The organism is Paracoccus yibinensis (assembly GCF_030846195.1).
GTDB classification, from domain to species: domain Bacteria; phylum Pseudomonadota; class Alphaproteobacteria; order Rhodobacterales; family Rhodobacteraceae; genus Paracoccus; species Paracoccus yibinensis.
This window is the reverse complement of record NZ_JAVCWH010000001.1, coordinates 584153-610028: the sequence shown is the minus strand read 5'-3', so window position 1 is coordinate 610028 and position 25876 is coordinate 584153. Positions and strand designations below refer to the sequence as shown.

22 protein-coding genes and 1 tRNA gene are annotated in these 25876 nt (G+C 65.2%); 6 read left to right on the top strand and 17 right to left on the bottom strand.

What is annotated here, in order from left to right; genetic code table 11:
* Positions 1 to 430: 430 nt before the first annotated feature.
* The 8 genes from RAH32_RS03050 to putA form a co-directional block, all read right to left on the bottom strand.
* Positions 431 to 1108, bottom strand: coding sequence for a hypothetical protein (locus RAH32_RS03050; RefSeq protein ID WP_306604932.1), 678 nt, complete (start codon positions 1106 to 1108; stop codon positions 431 to 433).
* Between the two features lie 250 nt (positions 1109 to 1358).
* Entirely contained in the window at positions 1359 to 1820 is a 462-nt protein-coding gene (locus RAH32_RS03045) for a hypothetical protein (protein ID WP_306604930.1), read from the bottom strand.
* A gap of 81 nt (positions 1821 to 1901) precedes the next feature.
* Entirely contained in the window at positions 1902 to 3314 is a 1413-nt protein-coding gene (locus RAH32_RS03040; RefSeq protein ID WP_306604929.1) for a hypothetical protein, read from the bottom strand.
* 20 nt (positions 3315 to 3334) lie between these two features.
* Complete coding sequence (locus tag RAH32_RS03035) at positions 3335 to 3724, bottom strand: hypothetical protein (protein ID WP_306604928.1); 390 nt, start codon at positions 3722 to 3724, stop codon at positions 3335 to 3337.
* 107 nt (positions 3725 to 3831) lie between these two features.
* On the bottom strand, positions 3832 to 4176 hold the full coding sequence (locus RAH32_RS03030) for a carboxypeptidase-like regulatory domain-containing protein (protein ID WP_306604927.1): 345 nt from the start codon (positions 4174 to 4176) through the stop codon (positions 3832 to 3834).
* 3 nt (positions 4177 to 4179) lie between these two features.
* Positions 4180 to 4734: a hypothetical protein gene (locus RAH32_RS03025; RefSeq protein WP_306604926.1), complete on the bottom strand. Its 555-nt coding sequence runs from the start codon at positions 4732 to 4734 to the stop codon at positions 4180 to 4182.
* 182 nt (positions 4735 to 4916) lie between these two features.
* On the bottom strand, positions 4917 to 5588 hold the full coding sequence (locus tag RAH32_RS03020; RefSeq protein WP_306604924.1) for a phage tail tip fiber protein: 672 nt from the start codon (positions 5586 to 5588) through the stop codon (positions 4917 to 4919).
* A gap of 1154 nt (positions 5589 to 6742) precedes the next feature.
* Positions 6743 to 10141, bottom strand: a complete 3399-nt coding sequence (gene putA, locus RAH32_RS03015) for a bifunctional proline dehydrogenase/L-glutamate gamma-semialdehyde dehydrogenase PutA (protein ID WP_306604923.1) — start codon at positions 10139 to 10141, stop codon at positions 6743 to 6745.
* 111 nt (positions 10142 to 10252) lie between these two features.
* Between putA and RAH32_RS03010 the strand changes: the two genes are divergently transcribed.
* The gene (locus tag RAH32_RS03010; RefSeq protein WP_306604922.1) at positions 10253 to 10717 is read left to right on the top strand and encodes an Lrp/AsnC family transcriptional regulator; all 465 of its coding nucleotides are present in this window, start codon (positions 10253 to 10255) and stop codon (positions 10715 to 10717) included.
* A 56-nt stretch (positions 10718 to 10773) separates the two neighbouring features.
* On the opposite strand, the gene RAH32_RS03005 is transcribed toward RAH32_RS03010, so the two are convergent.
* The 7 genes from RAH32_RS03005 to RAH32_RS02975 form a co-directional block, all read right to left on the bottom strand.
* Positions 10774 to 11136: a 5-carboxymethyl-2-hydroxymuconate Delta-isomerase gene (locus tag RAH32_RS03005; protein ID WP_306604921.1), complete on the bottom strand. Its 363-nt coding sequence runs from the start codon at positions 11134 to 11136 to the stop codon at positions 10774 to 10776.
* A gap of 12 nt (positions 11137 to 11148) precedes the next feature.
* Positions 11149 to 12045, bottom strand: coding sequence for a methylisocitrate lyase (prpB, locus tag RAH32_RS03000; protein WP_306604920.1), 897 nt, complete (start codon positions 12043 to 12045; stop codon positions 11149 to 11151).
* A gap of 1 nt (position 12046) precedes the next feature.
* A complete protein-coding gene (locus RAH32_RS02995; protein ID WP_306604918.1) occupies positions 12047 to 13570 on the bottom strand; it encodes a tripartite tricarboxylate transporter permease in 1524 nt (507 codons plus the stop codon).
* Entirely contained in the window at positions 13570 to 14010 is a 441-nt protein-coding gene (locus RAH32_RS02990) for a tripartite tricarboxylate transporter TctB family protein (RefSeq protein WP_306604917.1), read from the bottom strand. The genes RAH32_RS02995 and RAH32_RS02990 overlap by 1 nt, the downstream gene beginning before the upstream one ends.
* A gap of 12 nt (positions 14011 to 14022) precedes the next feature.
* A complete protein-coding gene (locus tag RAH32_RS02985; protein ID WP_306604916.1) occupies positions 14023 to 15012 on the bottom strand; it encodes a tripartite tricarboxylate transporter substrate binding protein in 990 nt (329 codons plus the stop codon).
* 68 nt (positions 15013 to 15080) lie between these two features.
* Positions 15081 to 16523 carry a sensor histidine kinase gene (locus RAH32_RS02980; RefSeq protein ID WP_306604915.1) on the bottom strand — a complete coding sequence of 481 codons (1443 nt, stop codon included), beginning with the start codon at positions 16521 to 16523 and terminating at the stop codon, positions 15081 to 15083.
* Entirely contained in the window at positions 16520 to 17194 is a 675-nt protein-coding gene (locus RAH32_RS02975; protein ID WP_306604914.1) for a response regulator, read from the bottom strand. Before RAH32_RS02975 ends, RAH32_RS02980 begins: the two co-directional genes overlap by 4 nt.
* Before the next feature lie 545 nt (positions 17195 to 17739).
* On the opposite strand from RAH32_RS02975, the gene RAH32_RS02970 reads away from it, so the two are divergent.
* On the top strand, positions 17740 to 18564 hold the full coding sequence (locus RAH32_RS02970) for a VPLPA-CTERM sorting domain-containing protein (RefSeq protein WP_306604912.1): 825 nt from the start codon (positions 17740 to 17742) through the stop codon (positions 18562 to 18564).
* A gap of 575 nt (positions 18565 to 19139) precedes the next feature.
* Here the strand turns inward: RAH32_RS02970 and RAH32_RS02965 are convergent.
* Positions 19140 to 19229 (bottom strand) — tRNA-Ser (locus RAH32_RS02965).
* A 91-nt stretch (positions 19230 to 19320) separates the two neighbouring features.
* Between RAH32_RS02965 and RAH32_RS02960 the strand changes: the two genes are divergently transcribed.
* The 4 genes from RAH32_RS02960 to RAH32_RS02945 all read left to right on the top strand — a co-directional run bounded on the left by RAH32_RS02960 (position 19321) and on the right by RAH32_RS02945 (position 24757).
* Positions 19321 to 20172, top strand: coding sequence for a hypothetical protein (locus RAH32_RS02960; protein ID WP_306604911.1), 852 nt, complete (start codon positions 19321 to 19323; stop codon positions 20170 to 20172).
* Complete coding sequence (locus tag RAH32_RS02955; RefSeq protein WP_306604910.1) at positions 20169 to 21224, top strand: NUDIX domain-containing protein; 1056 nt, start codon at positions 20169 to 20171, stop codon at positions 21222 to 21224. The genes RAH32_RS02960 and RAH32_RS02955 overlap by 4 nt, the downstream gene beginning before the upstream one ends.
* An 81-nt stretch (positions 21225 to 21305) precedes the next feature.
* A complete protein-coding gene (locus RAH32_RS02950; RefSeq protein WP_306605210.1) occupies positions 21306 to 22337 on the top strand; it encodes a cysteine synthase A in 1032 nt (343 codons plus the stop codon).
* A 5-nt stretch (positions 22338 to 22342) separates the two neighbouring features.
* Positions 22343 to 24757 carry a DUF3772 domain-containing protein gene (locus tag RAH32_RS02945; protein WP_306604909.1) on the top strand — a complete coding sequence of 805 codons (2415 nt, stop codon included), beginning with the start codon at positions 22343 to 22345 and terminating at the stop codon, positions 24755 to 24757.
* Positions 24758 to 24798: 41 nt separating this feature from the next.
* Here RAH32_RS02945 and RAH32_RS02940 read toward each other — a convergent pair whose 3' ends face one another.
* Entirely contained in the window at positions 24799 to 25866 is a 1068-nt protein-coding gene (locus RAH32_RS02940) for an AI-2E family transporter (protein WP_306604908.1), read from the bottom strand.
* Between the last annotated feature and the right edge of the window lie 10 nt (positions 25867 to 25876).

Below are 25876 nucleotides of genomic sequence, written 5' to 3'. Positions count from 1 at the left end.
CCAGCGGTTCGAGGCAGCCGCGCGAGGGGTTCGGGCCGCGCAGGTTGCCCAGGAGGTCACGCGGCAGGCGCGGCCATTCGGTGGCGTCCTGATAGGCCCCCTAACCCACCGCAGGGTGATACAGTTGCAGGAGTTCACCAGGCCGTTCGCGGGATCGAACGACGACCTGCTGACCATCGGCACGGTGCGGTGATCGAAGCCGAAGTCGAATGCCCTTGCGTTCGCGGCGCGATCCGCACCTGCCTGCCATGTGCCTCCGGAATTGTTCGTGACGGTGATCCCCGTCGCGCCGAACGACACTGCGATCTGACCACCCATCGACCCCCAGGATGTCCCCGAAGCTGTTTCACCCTCGTTTGCCGCGTCCTTGCCACCGTATCGCACCCAATGGTGGACATGCCGAGCCGGATCAGCGGTAAACATGGCCTGGTTATGCGGCGTCACCTCCCAGCCCTTGGGCTAAATCACCATAGGGAATGAAGATCGTGCCGCCATTCGGCACGGCGGCGGGCAAGCCAGTCGGCCAGACGCCCCGCGCCACCTCGATCGTGAAGCCCTGGTCGAACATCTCCCAGAGTGGGACAAGATCGAAGGGACCGTCGCTGGTCGTCCCATCGGCCCGGTTCGGCGTGTAGATCAGGTTATTCGCAATATCCTTCTGCCTGAAGAAAGTGAAATCGGTCCCCTTTACCGGAGTATAGGCCCCCGAATAATGATCATCCGATTGCAGGTTTATGATGCTGCAATGGATCAGCGCGACGCCGCTTTCCCGCGAATCCTCCTTCAAGCCCGGCGCGCCCGTGAGATCCAAATGGTAATCGGTCGCTGTCTTGGCCTGCTCGGTGTCGGGCCTGATCAGGAGGCAGTTTTCATAGCAGATGCCGCCGTTGCCGAGACTGCCCGCCTGCGGCGTGCACGCAGGAAGCGCAACGATGCTTTCCGAGATCCGACCGTTGGTCGCGTCCTGTTCGCTTGCGATTTCAGATGCCGCATCGCCCCAGGCGATCTGCCCCTCGATGTAGCCGGCAGCGAGGACACGTTGCCTTCCGCGGTGCTTTCCCATGCTGCTGTCCCATGGTGCGCGGATGTCGAGGTTTTCAACGAACACGTACTCCGATCCGGTGCCGGGTGTGCGCCCCCCACATTGAGGAAATACGCCACGGACTGTCCAAGGTCGATGGTCGACCGCTCGCTCCCGCCAAAGGTGCTGATGGCGACCCGGCCCGCGTAATTGGTGATCGCGCGATGGGCTGCGGGTGTGAATGTATCGCCCGCGCGGAACAGGATCAGGTATGACCCGGCATTGGCGGCCAGATAGCCTACCGCATCGCTGAACGTGGTGAAGCGCCGATCCGCCGTCATGCCCGCCGGCTCACCCGTCCAGGTGCTGGTGCTGCTGACCACGAGGGGGATGTAACTGGCGGGATACGGATTGACCGCAAATGTAATAGAGCCATAGGCCGTGCGCCCCAGTAATCAGTGGCTGCGGCCAAGACGGTATGGGTGCCCGGATCAAGGATGCGGCACGAATACTGGTCGCGCGCCCGGTTGGCATTTCGGTGCGCGGGCAGCAGGCGCTCGGGCATGTCGAACGTCCCGCCCGATGTGCCGTAGTCCCATTCGACGTGGATCTCGCGGAATTGCGGATCACGCGCATATTTCGCACGCTTCTTTTTGTGCGCGAAGTTCGAGAACAAGGCCTTGAAGATGATCGGCTCCGGGCCGCCTCGGGTCAGGTCGGACGGATCGTTGGGGCGCGTGACCTGAATGGATATGGACGGTGTGCCCAGGCGTTTGACGGTGACAGGGATGCTACCCATGATTATGCCTCATAAACTTCGAAGATGGCGCCGACCCAAGGGGTGTTGGCGGGATAGGTGGCGGTGATGGGGGCGATAGTGTCAGGGCCGCCGCCCTCGAAGGCACCTTCGGCGATATGCAGCCAGCCGCCCGTGCCTTGATCGCCTCCGAAGGAGGCTCGTTCCCGAAAGGCGCTGACATCGCGGCAGATCAGTTCGGACAGGCCGCGCCGCACATTGTCGTAGACGTCGCGCACCGCGACAAGCAGTCGGCCCCGCGCGGCGGCGGTGGTCCCGCCCGCAATCGACAGGGTTGTGCCGGAACCGCTCGAAGTATTGGCCGCGTCCGCCCGGGCGCCCAGGTTGCGCACAGAAAGTGTGCCGCCCTGCGTCGGGCGATACACCATCATGGTCAGAAGGCCAAAGTTCCATTGGTCGGGAATGACAAGATTGGCCTCGGCGCCGCTTGTCGCGCGACGCGAATAGACCTCCAGGGCGCCATGTGCGGTGGTGGTCCCTGCCTGATACCGACCGAGTTTGGTCCCCCCGGCAGGCGCTGGGTTGACGGCTTTGTTTCCCGCGTGGCCAAGAAAGCAACCGCAAAATCCCCGGCCTGATGGTTCGTGGGCCACGCCGATGCAAGGGTGGAGTCCAGGCATTGGCCGTCCCCTTGCCGACAAACGCAGGCGCGGCTGCGATGTCGTTGATGACGACATCCTCATAGATGATGTTGGATACATTGCCTGCCGCGTCGGTGATGCCGTAGGCGAGGCGGTTGCCGACCGGGGTGTTGTAGCTGATGGTCATGGAGCCATCGCCCGCAGGGACGGCCACGGATCCTGTTTCGATGGTTGCGCCGGTCCAGGTGCCATCAGAGTTCAATACCGGATTGCCGAAGTCCATCCAGTAGATCGCCCAGTGGAGCGTCCCGCCCTCCGAGGTCATGACGAAATCAATTGCGCCCGTATCGGGGTTGTATTCGGCCTCGCTGATGATCGGCGCAACGGTGTCGGTGGCATTGGCGGGCACAATCGTCAGCGTCCGGGTGATCTCCGCGGGCGATCCAACGCCATTGGTTGCTGTCCAGACCGCTACATAGGTTCCCGGCTCGGCGTCCTCGATACGACCGTGGACGATTTCGTCCAGGACGCTCTGACCGCCACGGGTCAAATCCAAGGTCAACGAGGGCGCAGGGATTCCCGCCGTGATCGTCGATGCATGAATCACAAGATCGGCGCCGTTCTTGACCAGGCTTCCACCAGACATCTGCGGGGCTGCTGTGGCCGGCCCCGGAACGGTGTAAGCCGTACCGCGCGTCATGGTGTTGGTCAGCCAGTATTGACCCTCCGGAAGGTTGGGCAAGGTCTGCGGGAATACCTCGCGGGGAACAAGCCGCACGGAGTCGCCGCTCCAGTCCCCGTCTGTGATGATGATGCTGTTTGTTCCGGTCGTGGCGGCGAGTTCCGGCACATCCGGCATGGTGCTGATGGTCATGCTGTTGATGCCGAGGCCCACGTCCCAATCCGTGGCTATCGTCAGGCTGGCTGTCTGAGTCGCGTTGTCGTCGACGCCATTGGCCGCGGTCCAGATGGCGATGTAGTCGCCATGCGCCGCAGCGGGGATCGGCCGTCCTCAAGCTCCGTGCGGACATCATCGCTATCGCGCGTCAAGCTGGCGAGTGTCAGATTGGGCGACGGACGCCCTGCAGTGATCGCCGGCGGAACGAGCACGAGATCGTCGCCGTCGATCTCAATGGCGCCGCCCTCGATGCTTGGCGGCACCGGCAGGGGTTCCGGCGCATCGCCTGCCAGCAGCGACACGCCGTGGGTGTTCAGGACGTCATACCGTTCACCCTCGAACCAGACCTCGTGGGCGCCTCGGAAGATATGCGGCGACACGCCCGGATGCAGCAGACGGACGACCATCAGAGGATCTTCCTGAACACGATGTCCGTGGGCTTGCGCTGCGCCTCGGGCATCGCCTGGTATTCCTCGAGGTTGTCGGCGGCGAGGATGCGGGACAGGCCCGCCGCCTAGACTGCGGCCTCGTTGGCCGCCGTGACCTGTTCCAGGTCGTCGAGCAGGATCTCGGCCGTGTTCAGGATGAACAGCTTCTCGACCGTGTAGATCGGCACGACGGCGGCATCGAAGGCCTCGATCTTCCAGGTCGAGCTGCCATGACGCCCCTCGCCGTTCACGATCAGCGACAGGCTCCAGGAGCCGTTTGCGTCGGTGGTCGCGTCGATCTTGCGGCTGGCAAGTCGGGCGCCATTCTCGAAGGCGTCGCTGCCGACCATGGTGGCGATGACCTTGCCGCCGACGATCGGCGCGCCGAACGCGTCCTTCAGGGTGCCTTTGATGGTGGCCTTTCCAGGCATGGGTTACTCCTCGGTTGGGGCTGTGAACCCGAAAAGCTGGTCGAGATCCTCGTCCGTCAGGCCCATCGAGGCGCCGAGGGCCGTCAGGATCTGGTTGGTGCGGTCGATCACGGTGGAGGCCGCCCAGCGGACGATCGCCTCGAGTTGATCCTCGGCAGGCAACTGGTCGATCAGCGCCTGGATCGAGGGCGTGATCTCGCCGCGCGCGGCTGCGGCGGCGTCGGCGATCGGGATGATCCCCGCCTGAACCGCCGCCATGACCAGGTTGGCCCGCGTCATCGACGCGCCCGCCCGCCGTGCGGCCAAGTCCGCCGCAGGATCCCTTGGCGGGCGCGGGTCGGTCCAGAAGGCGCCGTTCCAGACGGCCCAGTCGCCGGGGCACGGCGGATAGGGAACGAAGCCGGTGCCGTCCCAGTAATGCGTATCGTCGGCCACGTCCTCGGGCAGCAGGACCGCGATCTGGCCCGCGCCCGCCTGCTCGGCGAGAAGGCCCAGTTCACAGATGCTGGTCCACAGGATGGCGCCCGTGGCGATGGAAAAGACGGCGCACGGCACCATGGTGTCACTTGAAAGCATTGGAGGCTCCAAGATAACGGTTGTCACAGGAGACGCCGGTCACACCGTTCCAGGTGGTCTCAGGTCCGCGGGAACTGTTCTGGGTGACGCGCTGATACATCCGGCCGCGCAGCTGATAGGTGACGGCTGTCGTCCCGGTCCACAGATCGACGGCCGTTATCACCTCATCCCAAGGCTTGGCGCCCGATGCCCAATCGCCGTAACGCGTTGTCTGAAGCAGGGTCGATCCAGGATACAGCATCACTTCGGATCGGTAGAGCCGTCCAGGCCTCCCACCCGATAGAAGATCGGCATGGGATCGACACGGCCTTGGTCAGGCTCAGCGAGGCCAGGACAACGTCGGCGTCGGCGTTCGCCGCAACGGCCCCGGCCGCGAAGCTGCAGGGAAACACCGTGGCAGAATAGGCGCCCAGCTGCAGGCGGCCGACCGTCAGGTCCGCAATCTCGGCGCCGTCCATGTAGGCGCGGCCATTGGCGATCAGGAACGGGACGGTTCGTGCGGCACTGGCCGTGCGGCTGGCCACGACGGCAAAACGGTTGGCCAGGACATAGACGTCGTTTTGGCCGTTGGTGTTGGTCTCGATGAAGATGCCGGCTTGTTGCGACACCTGGTTGGCGGCCGCCTCGGCAATGATCGCGATCCGGGTCGAGCCGGACGTGCCCCCGGCCGAGGAGGTCATCCGCATCAGGCCGCTGGCGGAGGCGCGGTCGGTCTGCGCCTTGGTCTGGGTGATGGCGTTGGATTGCGAGACCAACTCACCCTCGACATCCGTGACGCGGCTGGCCAGGGCGCTTACCGTCAAGGCATTGGCCTTCTGGCCCAGGCGGCTGGTCAAGGTGGCGTCGAAGGCCTGGATGCCCGCCGAGATCGCGCCGTCCGTCTGGGTCTTCGTGTAGCGGTCGCTGATCGCGTTCGAGGTGCTTCACCACACGGACATCTTTCCGTCGAGCAAGAGCGTCAGCAAGCTGGCGGCCAGCCTTGGCGAAACTTTCAGGACTAGGTCGCGGAAGTCCCTCAGTTTGCGGCGATCCTGGGGCTTGAGCAGGACGCGCACCATACCGGGGTCGAGTTGGTCGCCATGCGCGGTGTGTGGGCCAACATGGCGGAGACGGCCGAGATCGGGCGTGAAGATGTCCTAGTCCGGAAGCGGGGCGCAGTTGCCACCACGGACGTGCTTCTCGAAATCCGCCAATCGGTTGGCAAGGCTTCAAGCGCGCTTGCCCATATCTTCGGCATCGTCGCGGTTCAGCACCGGCGAGCGGGCATCGAGTCCGACCCAGGCAGGCGGATGTGCCTGACCTCCTTGGGATCGGCGTCACGCATGTTACTTGGTCCAATGGCATGTCCGCGGGCTGCCATTGCCGAATTCCAGGGGCCTGCTCGATCTCGGCCCTGAAGTCGTCTCGACGGACTGCCCTTTCAGGGGGATGTGCTGCCCTTCTCTCGACACATCTTCTCCAGGAGGCGCCGCAGCCAGCCCGTCAGGAGAGGGCGGATGAGCGGTGGGGTCTTTCCGCCCCGTCCTTCAGGGCCAGTATTCGAAAAGGCAATGCAGGTCTGGGCGATTTCAGTGGGTTGTTCGAAGGAACAATGCATCCAAGTGCCCGTTTCCTTGTTGGGCAAGGAGAGCCCTGCTGAACAAGGAGCCGTCCGATGGTCAACTTCCTCATCACCACCGCCGTCATGTTCCTCGACGCCATCATCATGTTCGGACTGGCGGTCGCCTCCGTGCCCTGACGGCCAAGACCGCGGGCAGGGGGTTGTTCACGCACGCCGGATGGCCTGGCTTCCCTTTTCAAGACGCGGCATGGACGATCAGGCGGGATGACCTCGCAATCCGACCTTTCCAGACCTGGCCTGATGAGCGCCCCCATCGAGATCCGGCATCCCTGGCGGGTGCTATCCGGGACAATCCGGCAGATCAGAACAAAGGGGTGACCCGAGGAGGATGACGGGCGCCACTTTGAAATCTTCACGGAACGGATGAACTCACCCCGCCAGCAGGGCCGCGTTGCCGCCTGCCGCCGTGGTGTCCACGCACAGATGGCGTTCGTGGACGACATGGGCCAGATCGGGCATTCCGGTGACAAGCTGGACGATCGCCCCATCCCGTGCAGCCAGGGCCTGCGCATAGGCGCGGCCCTGCGCGTCGTCACCCCACCACAGCGCCGCGGCCATGGGGGGCAGGCGGGTCAATGCCTCGGGGGGCAGGGTGCCGTCGGCGCCCACGGCATCGGCGCCAAGGGCGGCAACGGCGGCGATCTGCGCCGCCACCGTCTGCGCGCCAGGGCCAAGGCACAGGACCGGCGGGCGGGTATGTGCGGTCAGGCGGTTCAACTCTCCGGTCGGGCCGGGCATCAGGCGTTCGTCGATCTTGCGCGAACGATGGGTGGAAAGCTGGTCGCGGATGCGGTTTTCATCGGCCTGTCCCTGCCAGTCGCCCCCGGCGGCTGCGGGGGCAGCGGGCGCGAAGAAGCGGGGGACATAGCACGGCCCGCCCGCCTTGGGTCCGGTGCCCGACAGCCCTTCGCCGCCGAAAGGCTGGCTGCCCACCACCGCGCCGATCTGGTTGCGGTTGACATAGATGTTGCCCACATGGACCGCGTCGCTGATCTCTTGCACGCGAGAGTCGATGCGGGTGTGCAGACCGAAGGTCAGGCCGAAGCCGCGCGCGTTGATATCGGCCACCACCTGATCCAGTTCATCGCCCCGGAACGTCGCGACGTGCAGGACGGGGCCGAAGATCTCGCGTTCCAGATCGCCGATACCCCCTACGCGCAGCATGGTCGGCGGAACGAAGGTGCCCTGTGCAGGGGCGTCCAGCCTGTGAATCACCCGATTGCCGTTCGCGGCGACATAGCCTGCGATGTCGCCCTGTGCCTTGGTGTCGATCACCGGGCCGACATCGGTTGCCAGATCCCAGGGGTTGCCCACGACCAGTTCGTCCATGGCACCGCGGATCATCTCGATCACATGGGGGGCGATGTCGTCCTGGACATAAAGGCAGCGCAGCGCGGAACAGCGTTGCCCGGCGGACCGGAAGGCGCCGTTCACGATGTCGCGGACCGCCTGTTCGGGCAGGGCGGTGCTGTCCACGATCATCGCGTTCAGCCCGCCGGTTTCCGCGATCAGCGGCGTGCCGGGGGCGAGGTTCGCGGCCATGTTGCGCGCGATGGTCTGGGCCGTGGCGGTCGATCCGGTGAAGACCACGCCCTTCACGCGGCAGTCCTGGGCCAAGGCCGTGCCGACCACGCCCCCGCGCCCCGGCAGCAGTTGCAGGGCGGCAAGGGGCACGCCCGCCTGGTGCAGCAGCTTGACGCCCAGGGCCGCGATGATCGGGGTGGCCTCGGCAGGCTTGGCGATCACCGCATTGCCCGCCATCAGCGCCGCCGCGATCTGGCCGGTGAAGATCGCCAGCGGGAAGTTCCAGGGGCTGATCGCGCCCACGATGCCGCGCGCGGTGCCGGGGTTCGCCTCGCCCTCGGCCGCGTAATAGCGCAGGAAGTCCACCGCCTCGCGCAGTTCGGCCACGGCATCGGCCAGGGTCCTGCCCGCCTCGCGCGCGAGGATGCCGAAGATCGGGCCGAAGTTTTCCTCATAAAGGTCGGCGGCGCGGCGCAGGATGGCAGCGCGCTCTGCAGCGGGGGCGTCCCAGGGGCGCGCATCCTCGATGGCGCGGGCGGCGGTCGCGGCATTGGCCATCATCACCGTGGCCAGCCTGTCGCCCGTGGCGGGATTCACCACGTCCTGCACCTCGCCCGAAGGTTCGGACACCGTCAGCGGCACCACGTCGGGCATGGCCACATCGCGGGCCGCGTTGATCCGGGCCAGCGTCTGTTCGTCCGACAGGTCGAAGCCTGCCGAGTTGCGCCGCGAGGCACCATACAGGTCCGCAGGCGCCAGCAGCGAGGCCGGAGCCTTGGCCGTGGCAAGCGCGTCGAAGGGATCGCGCGCGACCTCCTCGGGCGTTACGGCCTCATCCACGATCTGGTTCACGAAGCTGCTGTTGGCGCCGTTTTCCAGCAGGCGGCGCACCAGATAGGCCAGCAGGTCGCGATGCGCGCCCACGGGGGCATAGATGCGGCAGCGCCCGCCGGTTTCGCGCAAAACGATGTCGTGCAGGCGTTCGCCCATGCCGTGCAGGCGCTGGAACTCGAAGCGGATGTCGCCCGCCATTTCCAGGATCGCGGCGACAGTATGGGCGTTGTGGGTGGCGAATTGCGGATAGATGCGGTCGGCATAGCCGATCAGCTTGCGGGCATTGGCGATATAGCTGACGTCCGTTCCGACCTTGCTGGTGAACAGCGGAAAGCCCGGATGGCCCTCGACCTGGGCGCGCTTCATTTCGGTATCCCAATAGGCGCCCTTGACCAGCCGCACCATGATGCGGCGGTCCAGCCGCACCGCCAGGTCATGCAGCCAGTCGATGGTGGGGCCCGCGCGCTTGCCATAGGCCTGCACCACGACGCCGAAGCCGTCCCAGCCCGCCAGCGAAGGGTCGGACAGCACCGCCTCGATCACCTTCAGCGACAGGACCAGCCGGTCCTGCTCCTCGGCGTCGATGTTCATGCCCATGTTCGCGGCCTTGGCAGCCTTCGCCAGCCGCAGCACCACCGGCACCAGTTCGCGCATCACGCGGGCTTCCTGCGCGACCTCGTAGCGGGGGTGCAGCGCCGACAGCTTGATCGAGATGCCGGGGTTCTTTTCGACCGATCCCTTGTCGCAGGCCCTGGCGATCGCCGCGATGGCATCGCCATAGGCGCGGGCATAGCGCGCGGCATCGGCGCCAGTCATCGCCGCCTCGCCCAGCATGTCATAGCTGTAGGTGAAGCCCTGCTTCTCGCGCGCCCTCGCGCGGTCCAGGGCGTCGGTGATGGTCTGGCCCAGGACGAACTGGCGGCCCATTTCCTTCATCGCCCGACCGACAGCTGTGCGGATCACCGGTTCGCCCAGGCGGCGGACCATGCGGCGCAGCGTGCCCGCCTGGTCGTCGTCCAGAACCTTGCCGGTCAGCATCAAGGCCCAGGTCGAGGCGTTGACGAGGCTGGACGAGGCCTCGCCCAGGTGCCTGCCCCAGTCGGACGGGGCGATCTTGTCCTCGATCAGGGCGTCGATGGTAATCTTGTCGGGCACGCGCAGCATAGCCTCGGCCAGGCACATCAGTGCCACGCCCTCGCGGGTGGACAGGCCGTATTCGGCCAGGAAATGCTCCATCAGGCTGGGCCGCGCCTCGGCCCGGATGCGGCGCACCAGGTCGGCCGCGCGGGCGCTGATGGCGGCGCGGGCGTCGGGGGAAAGGGCGGCCTGTTCGGCTAGACGTTCCAGAAGCTGCCTTTCGTCTGCGAACTTGGCCTCGGTGGAAAAGACGCTGGGGCTGACGGAGGACATGGCCGATCTCCTTGACTGGATCGGACAGGTTTATCATAGGTTTGGTAGGCCGTGCGCCTGAAGAAGGCACGCGATCTGGTCCAAAGGAACATTTTGGGGGCGATTTTCAGGATGAACGTCAATCTGGATGCCCTGGACCGCAAGATCCTGGCGGAACTGACCCGCAACGCCCGCATCCCCATCGCCGAACTGGCGCGCAAGGTTGGCCTGTCCAAGACCCCGGTGGCCCTGCGGATCAGGCATCTGGAAGACATCGGCCTGATCACCGGATACCGCGCGATCCTGTCGCCCCTGAAGCTGGGCCTGACCCATGTCACCTATGTCGAGGTCAGCATGAGCGACACGCGCGAGGCCGCGCTGCAACAGTTCAACGCCGCCGTCCGCGCCATCCCCGAGATCGAGGAATGCTACATGATCGCGGGCGGCTTCGACTATCTGGTCAAGGTCCGGTCCCGCGACATGGCCGATTTCCGGCGCATCATGGCGGAAAAGATCTCGGGGCTGCCCCATATCAGCAACACCTCCAGCTATGTCTCGATGGAGGCGGTGGTGGAGCAGACCTTCACCTTTGGCTGAACGCTTGTCGCGGGTCCCGTGGCTTGGCCCCTTTGCCGTCTGTGTGAGGGGGCGCGTCAGATTTTCGCCTGAAGGACCGCAACCGGATCCATCATCTGGATTTCAACCGATACGCTGAATTCCTTGCCGGGGCGGGCGGCGATCCTTTCGATCACTGCATCGCGGGCAATCGCCGAGATCTGTTGAAGGACATGATCCTCGCGCCCCGGACGGGTTCGGATCAGGACCGTCGCAAACCCTTTCAGGCCGGCCCGGTCCCGGCCGATGCGGACCATGCCGTGGCGTATCGCACGGGTCTTGATGGCCTCGGCGGGCAAGAGGCCCGAGTTGCACAAGGCGTCGTGGACCGCCGACGTGATCTGACCGGGATCCCCCCATTCTTCCACGTTGTCGGAATATTCGATGATGACATGCGGCATCGGGATCTCCGGTCAGGGCAGGATGCTTTGGCTGATGGACTGGTCCAGCGCCTCGAAGTCGAAGTAGCCGATGGTGGCATAGAGGTCCTGCCGCGACTGCATCTGATCCAGCATCGGCGCCGTCGTGTCGTGGTCGCGCAGGGCGGCATAAAGCCGTTCTTGCGCCTTGTTGGCGACACGAAGGGACGAAACGGGCCAGATCACCATTCTGTAGCCAAGGCCCTCAAGCTCGGCCCCGGTCAGCGAGGGGGTCCGGCCGAATTCGGTCATGTTCGCCAGAAGCGGCACACCGGGCAGCGCCTGGGCGAATTCGCGCAGCATGTCCACGCTGGTCAAGGCTTCCGGGAAGATCGCGTCGGCGCCGGCTTCCAGATACAGGCGCGCGCGCGCCAAGGCGGCGTCCATGCCTTCGTTTGCAACCGCATCGGTGCGGGCGACGACGACAAGGTCGCGGCGCGCCCGGACTGCCGCCGCGATCTTGGCCGCCATCTCTTGCGGCGTCGCCAGGCGCTTGTCGGACAGGTGGCCGCATTTCTTGGGCAGGATCTGGTCTTCGAGGTGGATCGCCCCGGCCCCCGCCTCCTCGAAGCGGCGCACCATGACCATGACGTTCAGCGCCTCGCCATAGCCGGTATCGGCATCGACAAGCACCGGCAGGCCCGAGGCGTTCGCGGTCTGGCGGATGAAGAAGCAGACATCCTCGATCGTGATCAGCCCCAGATCGGGAAGCCCCATTGAGGCGCTCATGGCGGCGCCCGAGAGATACAGCCCCTCGAACCCCGCCGCGCGGGCCTGAAGGGCAGCTTGCCCATTATGCGCGCCCGGCAGGCGGAATATGCCGGGGCCTGACAGGCGCTCGCGAAAGCGCCTGCCTGCGGGAACGGGGTGGTGGTCTGTCAGCCAGGTCATGTCAGTCCTCTGCCAGTTGGGCTTCCGGCGGCAGCAGGCGCCGCAGCAGCCGGGGCACCAGCAGGATGGCGCCAGCCGCTGCCCACAGCACGATGGCGATCCAGCTGGACCACAGCACCTCCACATCGCCTGCCGACAGCGACAGGGACCGGCGCAGGTTGGTTTCCAGGATGTCGCCCAGGACGAAGCCCAGAATCAGCGGCGCCATCGGCACATGCAGCCGGCGCAGCCAATAGGCGATGCACCCGACCGCGACCATCAAGATCAGGTCGAACCCGGCCGATTTGCCGGAATAGACCCCTACGGCCGAAACCACGACGATGAAGGGCACCAGAACCCAGGCGGGAACCGTCAGCATCCGGGCAAAGACGCCGACCAGGGGGATGTTCATCGCCAGCAGCATCACGTTGCCGATGAACAGCGAGGCGATCAGCCCCCAGACCAGATCCGGCTGCGAGGAGAACAGCATCGGTCCCGGCGTGATGTTATAGAGCGTCAGCACCCCCAGCATGATCGCCGTCGTTCCCGAACTGGGAATGCCCAGCGTCAGCATCGGAATGAAGTTCGAGTTCGAGGCCGAGTTGTTCGCCGCCTCGACCGTCGCCAGCCCGCGCAGGTCGCCGTTCCCGAAGCGGTTTTGGGCCGGATCGCGGCGCGCCGCCATCTTGCGTTCGGTGGAATAGGCCAGGGCCGAACCCACCGTGCCGCCCGCGCCGGGCAGCAGCCCGATGAAGAAGCCGATGGCCGATCCCCGCAGGGCCGCGGGAAGGGTGAAGCGCATCTCGGACAGGTTGAACAGGCTGCGGCCCATCCGCTCCATCTTCACCTCTTCCTCGTCATGATGGTTCTGCAGCAGGATCAGCAGTTCCGAAATGGCGAAAAGGCCGATGACCAGGGTTGAAAAGGCCAGCCCGTCGATCAGGTTCGGCATGTCGAAGGTATAGCGCATGACGCCGGAATTCGCGTCGATGCCGATCGTCGCCAGGGCCAACCCGATGCCGGCGGCCAGCAGCGCCTTGACCGGCTGGTCGGCCAGAAGCCCGGTCAGGCAGGCAAAGGCAAAGACCATCAGCGCGACATATTCCACCGGCCCGAAGGCCAAGGCCCATTTCGACAGGACCGGCGCCGCCAGCACGATCCCGACCGTTGCCAGAACCGAACCCAGGAAGGATGTCCAGGCCGACAGCGACAGGGCCACGCCCGCCATGCCCTGCCGCGACAGCGGATAGCCTTCCAGCGCGGTCATCACCGCCGAAGCCTCGCCGGGCACGTTGATCAGGATCGCGCTGATGCGGCCGCCGTATTCGGACCCGATATAGATCGAGGCCATCAGGATCATCGAGCTTTCGGGCGGCAGGCCCAGGGCAAAGACCACGGGGACCAGCATGGCCACGGCATTGACCGGGCCAAGGCCCGGAAGAACGCCGACCATGGTGCCGACGACCGCGCCGATGGCCGCAAGCAGCAGGTTCATCGGCATTGCCGCGACCGAAAAGCCGGACATCAGGAAGCCAAGCGTTTCCATCAGATCAGCCCCCTGAGAATTCCAGCGGGCAGCACGACGTCAAGCCCGTGGTCGAACAGCAGATAGGATCCGACGGACAGGATCAGCCCCGAGATCCCCGCCTGGGTCCAGGTCGCGCCGAACAGCCGGGCGACCACCGCGCTCATCGCGAGGGTGGACGGGACATAGCCCAGCGGTTCGAAGACAAGGGCATAGACGAACAGCGTCGCCGCCATCATCAGCAGGCCCAACAGGGTCCGGCTTCCGACCGGCTCGGCCTCGCCGCCGCCCTGAATCAGCAGGATGATCCCGCAGATCCCGATCAGGGCGGCGGTGATCATCGGAAAGGCACGGGGTCCGACCGGCTCATAGGCGAAGGGCGCGACAAGCCCCCATCCGAAGACGACAAGGACGGCAGCCATGAGCAATGCCATGGCCCCAAGGGTTCGGTTATTGCTCATGGCGTCCTGTCCTTATTGCTGGACCAGCTGGAACTCGGCCGCGAGCGTGCGATAGTCCTCGACGGCCGATTTGACGAAGCTGTCCAGTTCCTCGCCGGTCATCGGCATGGGCAGCAGGTTGCGGCTTTCCAGCAGCGCCGCATAGCCGGGCGCAGCCATGGCCTTCTGGAAGGCCTCGGCCCACCAGGCGTAATCCTCGTCCGAAACGTCGGGGCCGACATAGAAGCCGCGCACGATGGGCCACTGGATGTCGAAGCCCTGTTCCTTCGCTGTCGGCACCTCGGCCAGCTTGCCGGACAGGCGTTCGGGCGCAAAGATCGCCAGCAGCTTCAGGGGCGCGCCGCCGTCGATGGCGGCCTGGCTGTCGCCGACATCCTGCATGCAGGCCTGCACATGGCCGCCCTGCAGGGCCGTGGCACAGTCGCCGCCGCCTTCGAAGGCCACGAAGCGCATCGTCTTGTGGTCGATCCCCGCCGCCCGCGCGGTCAGGGCGGCCTTCATCCAGTCCTGGCTGCCGATGGTGCCGCCGGCGCCCAGGATCACCGAACCCGGATCGGCCTTGATGGCGTCCATCATCTGCCCCAGGCTTTCCCAGGGGCTGTCGGCAGGCACGACCACCGCGCCGTAATCGGTGCCGATGGATGCCACCCAGCGGACGGCGTTCTCGTCATGGTCGCCGAACTTGCCCTGCGCCAGGTTCAGAAGCGACCCTGAGGAAAAGGCGACGATCGTGCCCGGTTCGTCCGAACGCTGGCCTACCACGGTGCTATAGGCCACCGCCCCGATCCCGCCGGGCATGTAGGACACGCGCAGGGGCGATTCCAGGATGCCCGCTTCGGTCAGGGCGGCCTGCGCCAGCTTGCAGGTGATGTCGAACCCGCCGCCCGGCTGGGCAGGGGCGATGCATTCCGGGTTTTCGGGTTGGGCAAAGGCGATCGTGGATGACAGGATCATCGCCGGGGCAGCCAGGGCGGCGGCCCGCATCATGTCGATGCGAATCATGAGGTTCCTCCCAGAACGAATGTGATGAGCCTCCCAGCTCATGCAGCCTGGATACGAAACGGAACCTTTCAATCAGCTTTCAACCGTTCCTGCCTGTCGGGAAGATGCAGGACGGCCGAAAGCCCGCCCTCGGGCCGGTTCGACAGCACGGCGCGGCCGCCCAGGGACTTCATGATTTCCTGCACGATGGTCAGACCAAGCCCGGTGCTGTCCGTTCCGGCACGCCGCCCGCCTGCCAGATTGAACCGCTGCCCGGATGCAAGCTGGCGCAGCAGGGCATCCGAAAGCCCCGGTCCGGCGTCACGCACCTCGATCAGGGTTTCGTGGCGGCCCCGGCATGCGGTCAGCACGATGGTGGCGCCACGCGGGCTGGCGTTGATGGCGTTGCCCAGCAGGTTGCTGACAGCTTCGAACAGCAGGGCCTCGGGGACGTGCAGGGGGCGCATCTCGGGCGACACCTCGACCTCCAGAAGGATGCGCCGCTGTCGGGCCGGCCCGACATGCAAGCGCACGACGCTGTCCAGAAGGGCATGGGCATCGACCCGGTCGGGGGCGCCGTCGATCCACATGGCGGCGTTGCGGGCATGGGCCAGCGACAGAAGCTGGCTGGTCAGATGCGCCGACCTGTCCACGATTTCCCGCATCGCGGCCAGAACATCCTGGATCTGGCCGGTGTCATCAAGCTGCCGGGCACGGTCGATCTGCGCGCGCAGCACCGCAAGGGGCGTCTTCAACTGATGCGAGGCGTCCTCGATGAAGCGCCGCTGCGCCTCGCCCTGCGCGCGGTGGCGATCCACCAGGCGGTTGACCGAGGTGACAAGCGGCTGGACCTCTCGGGGCAGGCCCGTCGGGTCCAGCTGGCGCAAATCGTCCGAGGCGCGCCGATCCAGGCGGTCACGCAGCGACCGAAGCGGCCGCAGCCCGGCATGGACGCCCAGCGAAAGCAGGACCATCGCGGCGATCAGCGCCGTCAGGTCGCGCAGCATGGTCCGGGTCATCACCGTGTGCAGGAAGGCGTCCCGCGATTCGGTCGTCTCGGCGATCTCGATGACAAGGTTCTGGCCGCCGCTTGCCCCATACAGCGGCGGGTCCAGCGGCCGCATATAGGCGCCGACGCGGATCGGCCGGTCGAAATAGGTCGCATCGTAGAAGACGAACTCCTCGGGCTTCAGGGGCGGGGGCGGCGGCAACAGCGGCTCTCCGATCTGCACCAGCCCGTCGTCGGTCGAGACCCGGAACAGGATCTCTCCATCGGCCGTGGCCTGAAAGCTTTCGAACAGCGGATAGGGCAGTTCGACCCCCAACCCGCCGCTTTCGGTCGAGACGCGCAGGTCGATCGCGCGGATCGCGCCGCGCAGGGATCTGTCATAGGCGCTGTCGGCCACGTCGCGCAGGCTTTGGACCGTCAGCAGCAGGCTGGCGGTCATCAGGAACAACAGCGTCGGAAGCGTCCACAGGGCAAGCGTCTTCCACAAGGGACGCTCCGTGGCCTCGGTCCGGCTGGCGCTCATCCCTCGTCTTCCGCTTCAAGCAGATAGCCGACGCCGCGCAGCGTGACGATCTGGACGCGGCCTTCGCCCAGCTTCTTGCGCAGCCGGTGGACGATCACCTCGACCGCGTCGGGGTTCAGGTCGCTTTCCATGCTGACCAGCCGGTCCACGATCTGCTGCTTGGACAGCGGATCGCCCTGCTTCTGGATCAGCAGCCGCAGCACGGCCTGTTCCCTGGGCGAAAGGGCCAGCGGCTGGCCCGACATGGTGAAACGCTGGCTGGCCTGGTCGAACTGCAACGGCCCGCAGCCATAAATCCCGCGCGCCCGGCCGTGGCTGCGCCGGATCAAGGCCTGAATGCGGACCTCAAGCTCCTCGATGGCGAAGGGCTTGCCCATGAAGTCGTCGGCCCCGTCCCGCAACAGGGCCACGCGCTGCGCCAGACTGTCCCGCGCGGTCATGACCAGCACGGGCGTGTCGTTGCGCCGTGATTTCAGCCGGGCCAGAAGGTCGGTCCCCGACAGCGCCGGAAGTCCAAGATCCAGCAGGATGACGTCGAAATCCTCGGAGGTGATGCGCAGTTCGGCCATGCGGCCGTCCTCGGCCCAATCGACCTGAAAGCCACGCCCCATCAAGGCCTGGGTCAGCCAACTCGCCAGATCAGCGTCATCTTCCACAAGAAGAACACGCAAGGGGCACTCCTCCAACGCTTCGGGGCCAACGGGCAACCCACCATCCCATGCCACAGAAGGCGGTCACCAGATAGCCCGCGTTGCCCTGCGCGCAGGGCAGTTGCCATTCCGCCCCATCCAGGGTCACGGAAGAAGCACAGGATCTGGACGGGCTGGCTTGACAGGCATCCGATCATCCTGCGGTCCACAAAGGACCCAGAGGCGAACGGGATCGTTCAGCGTTGGTGAAGCCGGAAGAACGGAAGGCGTGGAGTGGGTTCGGTTTAGGGGCTTGGCAACATTCGTAAGCTCGTCCAGAGCAGGCAGAGAACGGCCAAAGTCCTGATGCAGCTGGGGCATTTTCTGCTGAATAAGCGGACCGAGATATGCCGAGCGGCTTGGACACAAAGCGAACCAACATCGTTGGCGGAAACCCGGAAATATATTGTGTAAAGCCGTTGCCGTACCCGGAAACAGGGCCACTCTGAAATCCGGCTGCTGTTAAGAGGACCAGTTCAATGCTATTTTGGATTTGATATCAGCGGAGCTTGCATCAGGAGGTCCAGATGACGAGCCGGACAGCATTAATCTCTTTGGTTTTGATCGCGCTTCCAATGTCGGCGGCGTCCGCCGCGACCGCTTTGTATACGGCAGAAGCCTCCGCAGAGGTCAGGTGGAGTTACATCGTACCGGAATTCGTCGGGGATTATCCCATTTCCGAGGACGACCGGGAAGGGCCGACGATAGAAGAGCGGTTTACGTATCCACTGCAGGGATATGAATCAGGTGACACAACGTTGGACGGCGATGGGACTTCCCTCCTGGTGACCAAGGGGCAGGCACTTTCGGCTGGCTCTGGAGCAGTCAGTTCCTGGACGGGCGGCTTTGGTGCCCATTTCTTTCCCGTATTGATGATCAACGAATGTGACCTGATAGGTCAGTGCGATTGTAATCCCTACTGCGATATCGGAGTGGCCTTCGATATCGTGTTCGATATCCTTCTTCGCGCCGACGCCGCCGCGATGTCTTCAGGAGCGGGATCAAGATCAAGCGCGGGGGCGAAGGCGCAAATCGAGATTTTGGACAGGACTCCCTTCCGCCCCCAGAGAGTCATTGCAACTTTCGTAGCACAGGCAGCTTCGGACAGTGGCGGCAGCAACGAGGACGCGGACGAATTTGCGACTAGAATGAGCTACACCATGCAATGGGAAAGGTTTGAACCTACTGTTGTCGAGTTTCGCGTTTCGCTGGATGTAGAGGGAGAGGCCGCAATCGCGCCAGTTCCGGTGCCGGCGTCTTTCCCGCTACTTGGAGCAGGGCTGGCAAGTATCGCCGCGATGGCGGCGAGGCAGCGCCGAAAGGCGCGCGTCTCGCGCTCTACTATCATGTAGTCAGCTAAAGCAGTTCGGCAAAGACCGGCTTTAGGGAATTTGATGGACGGGCTGATTGTGATGCATCCTTTCTGCGTGAAGCGATGATGTCAGCACCGTTACCGCATGCGCTGTGCGCGCGGTTCAAGGCCTGAATGTGAAATATCCTCTCGGGTTGGAAGTAAGGGCCGGCGGCTTATTCTTGACGAGGCTCCTAGGAGCCGGACATGACTTGCCTGCTTGGAACGAGCGCCCGGAGGATTGGCGCGCATCCTCAATTTAAAAAGCCGGCAGGGGGCGGTTCAAAGTCACGGTTGGTCGCAGGCAAGACCGCTCGCATTGACCGCCTTTGCTAATCCGTGACAAATTTTCTTTCAGTCCGCTGCATGGATCCACCGAAGTCATAGGCAGCAGCAGATTCTCGGAATGAGAAGGGGGCAGGTCGGTGGCTCTGGCAAGATACGAAAACTGGAGCAGCCCCCGCCAATACGGCCATCTGTTCTGCATGTTCCCGAACTAAAAGGGGAAAGCTTTTGGGAAGTAAGCGAGCCGAACTAAGGACGTTAGAATAAAGTTAAGGCGCTATGCAAATGATATGGCGGAGAGGGTGGGATTCGAACCCACGGAACCCGTGAAGGCTCAACGGTTTTCGAGACCGCCGCATTCGACCACTCTGCCACCTCTCCGCGTCGTGGTGAGGCGGGGATTTAGAGGGGTGGGGGTTGAAGCGCAAGTGGTTTTGTCGAAAAAAACACCTGTGTCACGAAAGGATGCCGGATGCTGCGGTTCTTGTGCCTTTGTCTTCTGGTCGCGGTCGGGCAGCCGTCCCATGCGCAGCCGCGTCAGCCTGTGCCCCCGCACCAGCAGGCCGCCCATGTTCTGTGGGACGTGATGCAGCTTGACCGGCTTGCCCCGGTCCTGCGCGACGAGGCCGTGGCCGAAGGGGCGGAGATGGCCGCGACGATGTTTCCGCGCGGCGGCACCGGACGCTGGCTGGGGCAGGTCGCGGCGATCCATGCGCCGCCGCGCATCCAGGCCTTGTTCATGCGCGGCGCGGTGGAATCGCTGACCACGATGGATCCGGCCGATCTGCAAGCGGGCTTGACCTTCTATGGCACCCGTCTTGGCCAGCGACTGCTGGCGCTGGAGACGACTGCCCGCGTGGCGATGCTGGACAAGGATGTCGAAGCCGCCGCACGGGCGGCCTGGGCACAGGCGCAGCGGCGGTCGACCCCCCGCGCCGCCCGCATCGCAAGGTTGATCGACGCCGCCGACCTGGTCGATCCGAACGTGGCGGGCGGGTTGAACGCATCCATCGCCTTTGCCAGGGGATTTCAGGCGGGCGGCGGTTCCTCGATGCCGCTGGCAGAGGGCGAGGTCATCCAGAACGCCTGGGCCGAGGAACCGGAACTGCGCGCCGATACCGAAAGCTGGATCGGCGCCTATCTGTTCCTGGCCTATTCCTCGCTGGGGGACAGGGAGCTGGAGGCCTATATCGCCTTTGCCGAATCCAGCGCAGGCGGGGCGCTGTCGCGGGTGATGTTCGCGGGCTTCGACCGGGTCTTTACGCAGACCGCCCATGACATGGGCCTGGCTGCCGCGGCCGAGATGCAGGGGCGGCAATTGTGAAAGGTTCGGTCCTGCTGACGGGCATCCTGGCGCGGCCCGAGATGATGGACGTCTTCGGCCTGACAGGAACGCCCGAAACGCTGCCCGGCATCCTGACGGGCGGTGCGCGGGCGGGGATCGACCGGAACAACTGGCCCAAACTGGCGCCGGGGCAGGGGAGCGTTGCCGCCATGCGCGTCGTGCCGAATGCGGCGCTGAACCGCTATGCCGCAGTGATGGGGCTGGCGCCGCAGGACGGCATCCTGGGTCTGGGATCGGGCACCGCCGAGGGAGAGCCGCAGGTGCCGCTGGCCGTTGCCATCGCACGGCATGTCCTGGCCGCGCCCACGGATCGACCGGTGGAGGACATTGCCGCCCGCCTGCCGATGATCGGGGTGATCGCGGCGTCGGAACTGCGCGGTGCGGCCAGCCCCCTGTCCGGGGGTTCCCTGGTCAGCCTGCGTTCGCCCGGGGACGTTGAGGACGTGGCGCGGGACGAGCCTCATGCGGGCTTCTTCTCACTCCAGGTCTGCCAGTTGCGCCACAGCACCCATGCGGGCGGCATGACGCCCGTTCTGCGGAGAGAGGTGCTTGTCTCGGGCGACGCCGTGGTTCTGCTGCCTTGGGATCCCGTGCGTGACCGGGTGCTGCTAATCGAACAGTTCCGCGTGGCCCCCTGGCTGCGCCACGATCCCCAGCCTTGGCTGCTGGAAGCCGTGGCGGGCCGCGTCGATGCCGGCGAGACGGTCGAGGATGCCGCCCGCCGCGAGGCGCGCGAGGAGGCGAACCTGACCGTCACGCGGCTGTTCCCCGCGATCCACCATTATCCCAGCCCCGGCGCGCTTGGCGAATACCTGTATCAGTTCGTGGGCATCACCGACCTGCCGGACGGCGTCGAGGGCATCCACGGACTGGAAAGCGAGGCCGAGGATATCCGCGGCCATCTGACGACCCGCGCGGAACTGACCCGGATGGCCATGGCGGGACAGTTGACAAGCGGGCCGCTGACGATGATCGCGCTGTGGCTGGAACTGCGCCATCAGGCGATCCGCACGGAATTGGGATTTGGTTGAACCGGGCTGCGGGGTTGTGCCTCTGACGGACCCGTGTGTAGGTAACGCGGAACTGGACCCCGACGGATAGGTTGCTTGACCATGCGAATTTGCCCCGACCTGGCCGACATGATCGGCAACACGCCCCTGATCCGCCTGCGCCAGGCCAGCGAGGCGACGGGCTGCGAAATCCTGGGCAAGGCCGAATTCATGAACCCCGGCCAGTCGGTCAAGGATCGCGCGGCGCTTTTCATCATCAAGGACGCGGTGGCCCGCGGCGCCCTGCGGCCCGGCGGCACCATCGTGGAAGGCACGGCGGGCAACACCGGCATCGGGCTGGCGCTTGTCGGCGCATCGATGGGTTTCCGATCGGTGATCGTGATCCCGGAAACCCAGAGCCAGGAGAAAAAGGACATGCTGCGCTTGGCCGGGGCAACCCTGGTCGAGGTTCCGGCAGCCCCCTACAAGAACCCCAACAACTATGTTCGCTATTCCGGCCGCCTGGCCGAGGCCCTGGCCCGGACCGAACCCAACGGCGCGATCTGGGCCAACCAGTTCGACAACACCGCCAACCGCCAGGCCCATGTCGAGACCACCGGCCCCGAGATCTGGGACCAGACCGGCGGCAAGGTGGACGGCTTCATCTGCGCGGTCGGTTCGGGCGGCACGCTGGCGGGCGTGGCCGAGGCATTGCAGCACAAGGGCGTGAAGATGGGCCTGGCTGACCCGGAAGGTGCGGCGCTGCATTCCTTCTATACCACGGGCGAATTCGACTCTCCCGGAAGTTCGATCACCGAAGGGATCGGGCAGGGGCGCATCACCGCGAACCTGGAAGGCTTCACCCCCGATTTCAGCTATCGCATCCCCGATGCCGAGGCATTGCCGGTTGTATTCGACCTTCTGGAACACGAAGGGCTTTGCCTGGGCGGGTCGTCCGGCGTCAATGTCGCGGGCGCGATCCGCATGGCGCGCGACATGGGGCCGGGCCACAGGATCGTCACGATCCTGTGCGACTATGGCAACCGTTACCAGACCAAGCTGTTCAACCCGGACTTCCTGCGTGCCAAGGGCCTGCCCGTGCCCGGCTGGCTGACCCGCGAAGCGCCCGACATTCCCGAAGTTTACGAAGGCTGACCCCCATGATCCGCGCGTTCCTGGCTGTCGTCCTGACGGTCCTGACCATCCTTGTGTCGCCTGCCTGGGCGCAAGAGCCGGCGGTTCCCAACTATCAGACCTGGGAACGTGTCGCCACGCAGAGCGAGCAACTGGCCGGCGAGGCCGACACCTCTGCTGCGCAGTTGAACGACATCCGCGCCCGCGTCGTCGAATGGCGCAGCCAGTTCGAGGATGCGCAGGGCATCAACGCCGACCGGATCGCAACGGTCGAGGGCCAGATCGCCGCCTTGGGTCCGGCACCGGCCGAGGGCGCGACGGAACCCGAGGACATCGCCGCGCGGCGCGCGGAACTGCAGGCGCAGCTTGCCGAATTGCAGGCCCCCCGCCTTGCCGCGGTCGAGGCCTTCAGCCGTGCCGATGCCCTGGTCCGGCGGATCGACCAGGTGCTGAGCGAACGGCAGGTCAGCGAACTGGCGCGGCTTTCGACCTCGCCGGTCCTGCCGGGCAACTGGCTGCTGGCGGCATCGGAGACGACCCGGCTGGTCAACGGGATCTGGGAAACCACCGGCCAGCGGATTGCCGAGCGGGCGACCTGGACCGAACTTCGCCCCCGCTTGCCGCAGGTTGCTGGCTATCTGATCGCTGCGCTGCTGCTGCTGACGCTGGGCCGGCATTGGGTGGAAACCCTTCCCTCGCGCGTATCGGCGCGGGCGATGGATTATTCGCGCGCCGTGGTGGCCTTCGTGGTGTCGCTGGCGCAGATCGTTCTGCCGATGATCGGGATCTATCTGCTGATCAGCGCGCTCACGGCAACGGGCATCTTCGGCCCCTGGACCCGGCCCTTCCTGGACGCGCTGCCTGTCGCGGCGGTGATCCTGTTCGGTGCCGCCTGGCTGGCCCGCCAACTGTTTCCCACCAAGTCGGTCGCTTACGACACGCTGAACGTCCCGCCGCAAAAGCGCCAGAGCGCCCGCCGGCTGGTGAACGCACTGGCGCTTGCCCTGGCGGTCCACCATGTCGCCTCGGTCGCCTTTCTTCCCTTGTCGGGCCTGGCCGAGCGTAACTCTCGGCTTGTGCGCGTGCCGATGGACTTCGCGGAAGGCGCGGCCGTCGTCTGGCATTTCGTGCTGATCCTCATCGCGGGGGCCTTGCTGTTCAAGCTGGGCGTGATCCTGCGCCGCCTGAAACCTTGGCCGGACCAATCCGGCACCAGCTATCGCCATCGCGTCCTGTCCTTTGCCGGCACACTGACCCGGCCCCTGGCCATCGCGGCAGTGATTGCTGCGGCCATCGGTTACGTCAACATCGGCAACCTGCTGATCTGGCCCTGGATCCAGACCCTTGCCATGCTGGGCCTGCTGATCCTGCTGCAGGATTTCATCGCCGACCTGTTCAACATGCTGAAACGAGGCCAGGAAGGCGCGCGCGACGGGCTGGCGCCTCTGCTGATCGGCTTTGCCCTGGTGCTGCTGTCGATCCCCATCTTCCTGCTGATCTGGGGCGCCTCGGGCAACGAACTGGCCGAATACTGGAACCGGTTCCGGCAGGGCATCACGCTTGGCGGGGTGCGCCTGTCGCCCGGCGCGGTTCTGATGTTCCTGCTGGTCTTCGCCATCGGCTATTCCATCACCCGCGCGGTGCAGGGGGCGATGCGCACCTCGGTCCTGCCCAAGACCAAGCTGGATCCGGGCGGCCAGAACGCGGTCGTGTCCGGCATCGGCTATATCGGCATCATCCTGGCGGCACTGCTGGCGGTCACTTCGGCCGGTATCAACCTGGCGTCCTTCGCCATCGTCGCCGGTGCGCTGTCGGTCGGCATCGGTTTCGGCCTGCAGAACATCGTGTCGAACTTCGTGTCCGGCATCATCCTGCTGATCGAGCGGCCGGTGGGCGTGGGCGACTGGATCGGCGTGGGCACGCAACAGGGCATCGTCCGGCGCATCTCGGTCCGGTCCACCGCGATCGAGACCTTCGACCGACAGCAGGTGATCATCCCGAACGGCGACCTGATCACGCAGCAGGTGACCAACTGGACGCGCGGCAGCCTGATGGGGCGCATCACGATCAATGTCAGCGTGGCCTATGGCACCGATACCCGGCGCGTGGCCGAGATCCTGCGCGAGATCGCCGAGGATCAGCCGACGGCAACCATTGATCCCGCGCCCTTCGTGTCCTTCAGCGGCTTTGGCGCCGATGGCCTGAACTTCAGCCTGTACGTCGTCGTGACCGACGTGAACGGCAAGGGCAGCGTCCAGAACGAGATCAACCACCGCATCGTGGAACGCTTTGCAGAGGAAGGTATCGAAATTCCCTATGCACAGCGCGAGATCCGGCTGCGCAACCCGGAAGCCTTGATGAGCGTCGCCGAAAAGGTCGGGATGCGGTGCGACACCCAGGAATCGCCGACATCGAAGGAAGATGAAGCGGTCACCCGCTGAAGTCGGCAACAAGGCCAAGCCTGGGTCATGTCACGGTGTCGTCAGCGAATGGCCGTATCCGTATCCGCCAGCCCTTCGCGTGACAGAAGGATCGCGACCGGGCGCAGCCAGGGAACGTGCCAGCAGACGATCATCACCGCGACCATGATCGGCACGGCCAGGAAGGCGCCCGCGATGCCCCAGATCGCGCCCCAGAAGGCCAGGGACAGGATGATCCCGAAGCTGGACAGTTGCAGCGTCTGGCCCGTCAGCATCGGGTCCAAGATGTTGCCCACGACGAAATGCACCAGCAGGCAACTGATGCCGACGACGACGGTCGTTGTGGGATCGCCCGTCAGCACGAATGCCAGGGCCACGGTGATGCCCCAGGCGATGATCGACCCGATGTTGGGGATGAAGTTCAGCACGAATGTCAGCCAGGCCACCGCCCCGGCCAGTTCCAGCCGGCCCAGGGCAAAGATCAGCCAGACCGCGGCACCCGTCAGCGCGCTGACAAAGGTCTTGACGACCAGATAGCGGTTCACCCGCCGCATGATCGAGGCCATGATCTGCCGGATCCGCGCGGCCTGGGTCGGATCGCCCGTCAGCCGTTCGACCTTGACCGGCATCCAGGTCCGTTCCGCGAACATGAAGCCCACGAACAGGATCACCAGCAGGCTGCCCGACAACAGCCCCGAGGCCTGCCCGGCCAGCGACCGCAGCCAGCCGGTGATGTTGAATTCGGTCAGTGCGGCCAGCAGGCGGGTCTGCGCCTCGGGACCGAAACGCTCGATCAGCGCGGTCAGGGCGATCTGCACGGATTCGGTATAGGCGATGGCACGGCCCACGACCTCGTTGATCTGGGACATGATGGTCGTGGACAGCCAGATCAGCCCCAGCGTGATGCCGATCAGAGCCAGCGCCGTCGCCAGCCAGTTCGGCACCTTCAACCGCGACGATATCGCCTGGATCGCGTCCGAGGTCAGCGAGAACAGGATGATCGCGATGGCCAGGCAGATCAGCACGAAACGCGCCTGGAACAGCAGGAACAGGATCAGCGAAAAGGCGATGATGCCCAGGAAACCGGTTTGAAGCCTTTGGCGCAGCACGTCTTCGCTGGATGGAGTCAATCTGTCCCTC

What these genes read in the sequence shown, in the direction of transcription:
- RAH32_RS02985 (WP_306604916.1), bottom strand. Translation starts at nt 15,012, where the DNA reads ATGATTCGCATCGACATGATGCGGGCCGCCGCCCTGGCTGCCCCGGCG.
- RAH32_RS02995 (WP_306604918.1), bottom strand. Translation starts at nt 13,570, where the DNA reads ATGGAAACGCTTGGCTTCCTGATGTCCGGCTTTTCGGTCGCGGCAATG.
- RAH32_RS02990 (WP_306604917.1), bottom strand. Translation starts at nt 14,010, where the DNA reads ATGAGCAATAACCGAACCCTTGGGGCCATGGCATTGCTCATGGCTGCC.
- RAH32_RS03035 (WP_306604928.1), bottom strand. Translation starts at nt 3,724, where the DNA reads ATGGTCGTCCGTCTGCTGCATCCGGGCGTGTCGCCGCATATCTTCCGA.
- RAH32_RS03025 (WP_306604926.1), bottom strand. Translation starts at nt 4,734, where the DNA reads ATGGTGCCGTGCGCCGTCTTTTCCATCGCCACGGGCGCCATCCTGTGG.
- RAH32_RS02970 (WP_306604912.1), top strand. Translation starts at nt 17,740, where the DNA reads ATGACGAGCCGGACAGCATTAATCTCTTTGGTTTTGATCGCGCTTCCA.
- RAH32_RS03005 (WP_306604921.1), bottom strand. Translation starts at nt 11,136, where the DNA reads ATGCCGCATGTCATCATCGAATATTCCGACAACGTGGAAGAATGGGGG.
- RAH32_RS03045 (WP_306604930.1), bottom strand. Translation starts at nt 1,820, where the DNA reads ATGGGTAGCATCCCTGTCACCGTCAAACGCCTGGGCACACCGTCCATA.
- RAH32_RS02980 (WP_306604915.1), bottom strand. Translation starts at nt 16,523, where the DNA reads ATGAGCGCCAGCCGGACCGAGGCCACGGAGCGTCCCTTGTGGAAGACG.
- RAH32_RS03010 (WP_306604922.1), top strand. Translation starts at nt 10,253, where the DNA reads ATGAACGTCAATCTGGATGCCCTGGACCGCAAGATCCTGGCGGAACTG.
- RAH32_RS02960 (WP_306604911.1), top strand. Translation starts at nt 19,321, where the DNA reads ATGCTGCGGTTCTTGTGCCTTTGTCTTCTGGTCGCGGTCGGGCAGCCG.
- RAH32_RS02950 (WP_306605210.1), top strand. Translation starts at nt 21,306, where the DNA reads ATGCGAATTTGCCCCGACCTGGCCGACATGATCGGCAACACGCCCCTG.
- putA (WP_306604923.1), bottom strand. Translation starts at nt 10,141, where the DNA reads ATGTCCTCCGTCAGCCCCAGCGTCTTTTCCACCGAGGCCAAGTTCGCA.
- RAH32_RS03030 (WP_306604927.1), bottom strand. Translation starts at nt 4,176, where the DNA reads ATGCCTGGAAAGGCCACCATCAAAGGCACCCTGAAGGACGCGTTCGGC.
- RAH32_RS02945 (WP_306604909.1), top strand. Translation starts at nt 22,343, where the DNA reads ATGATCCGCGCGTTCCTGGCTGTCGTCCTGACGGTCCTGACCATCCTT.
- prpB (WP_306604920.1), bottom strand. Translation starts at nt 12,045, where the DNA reads ATGACCTGGCTGACAGACCACCACCCCGTTCCCGCAGGCAGGCGCTTT.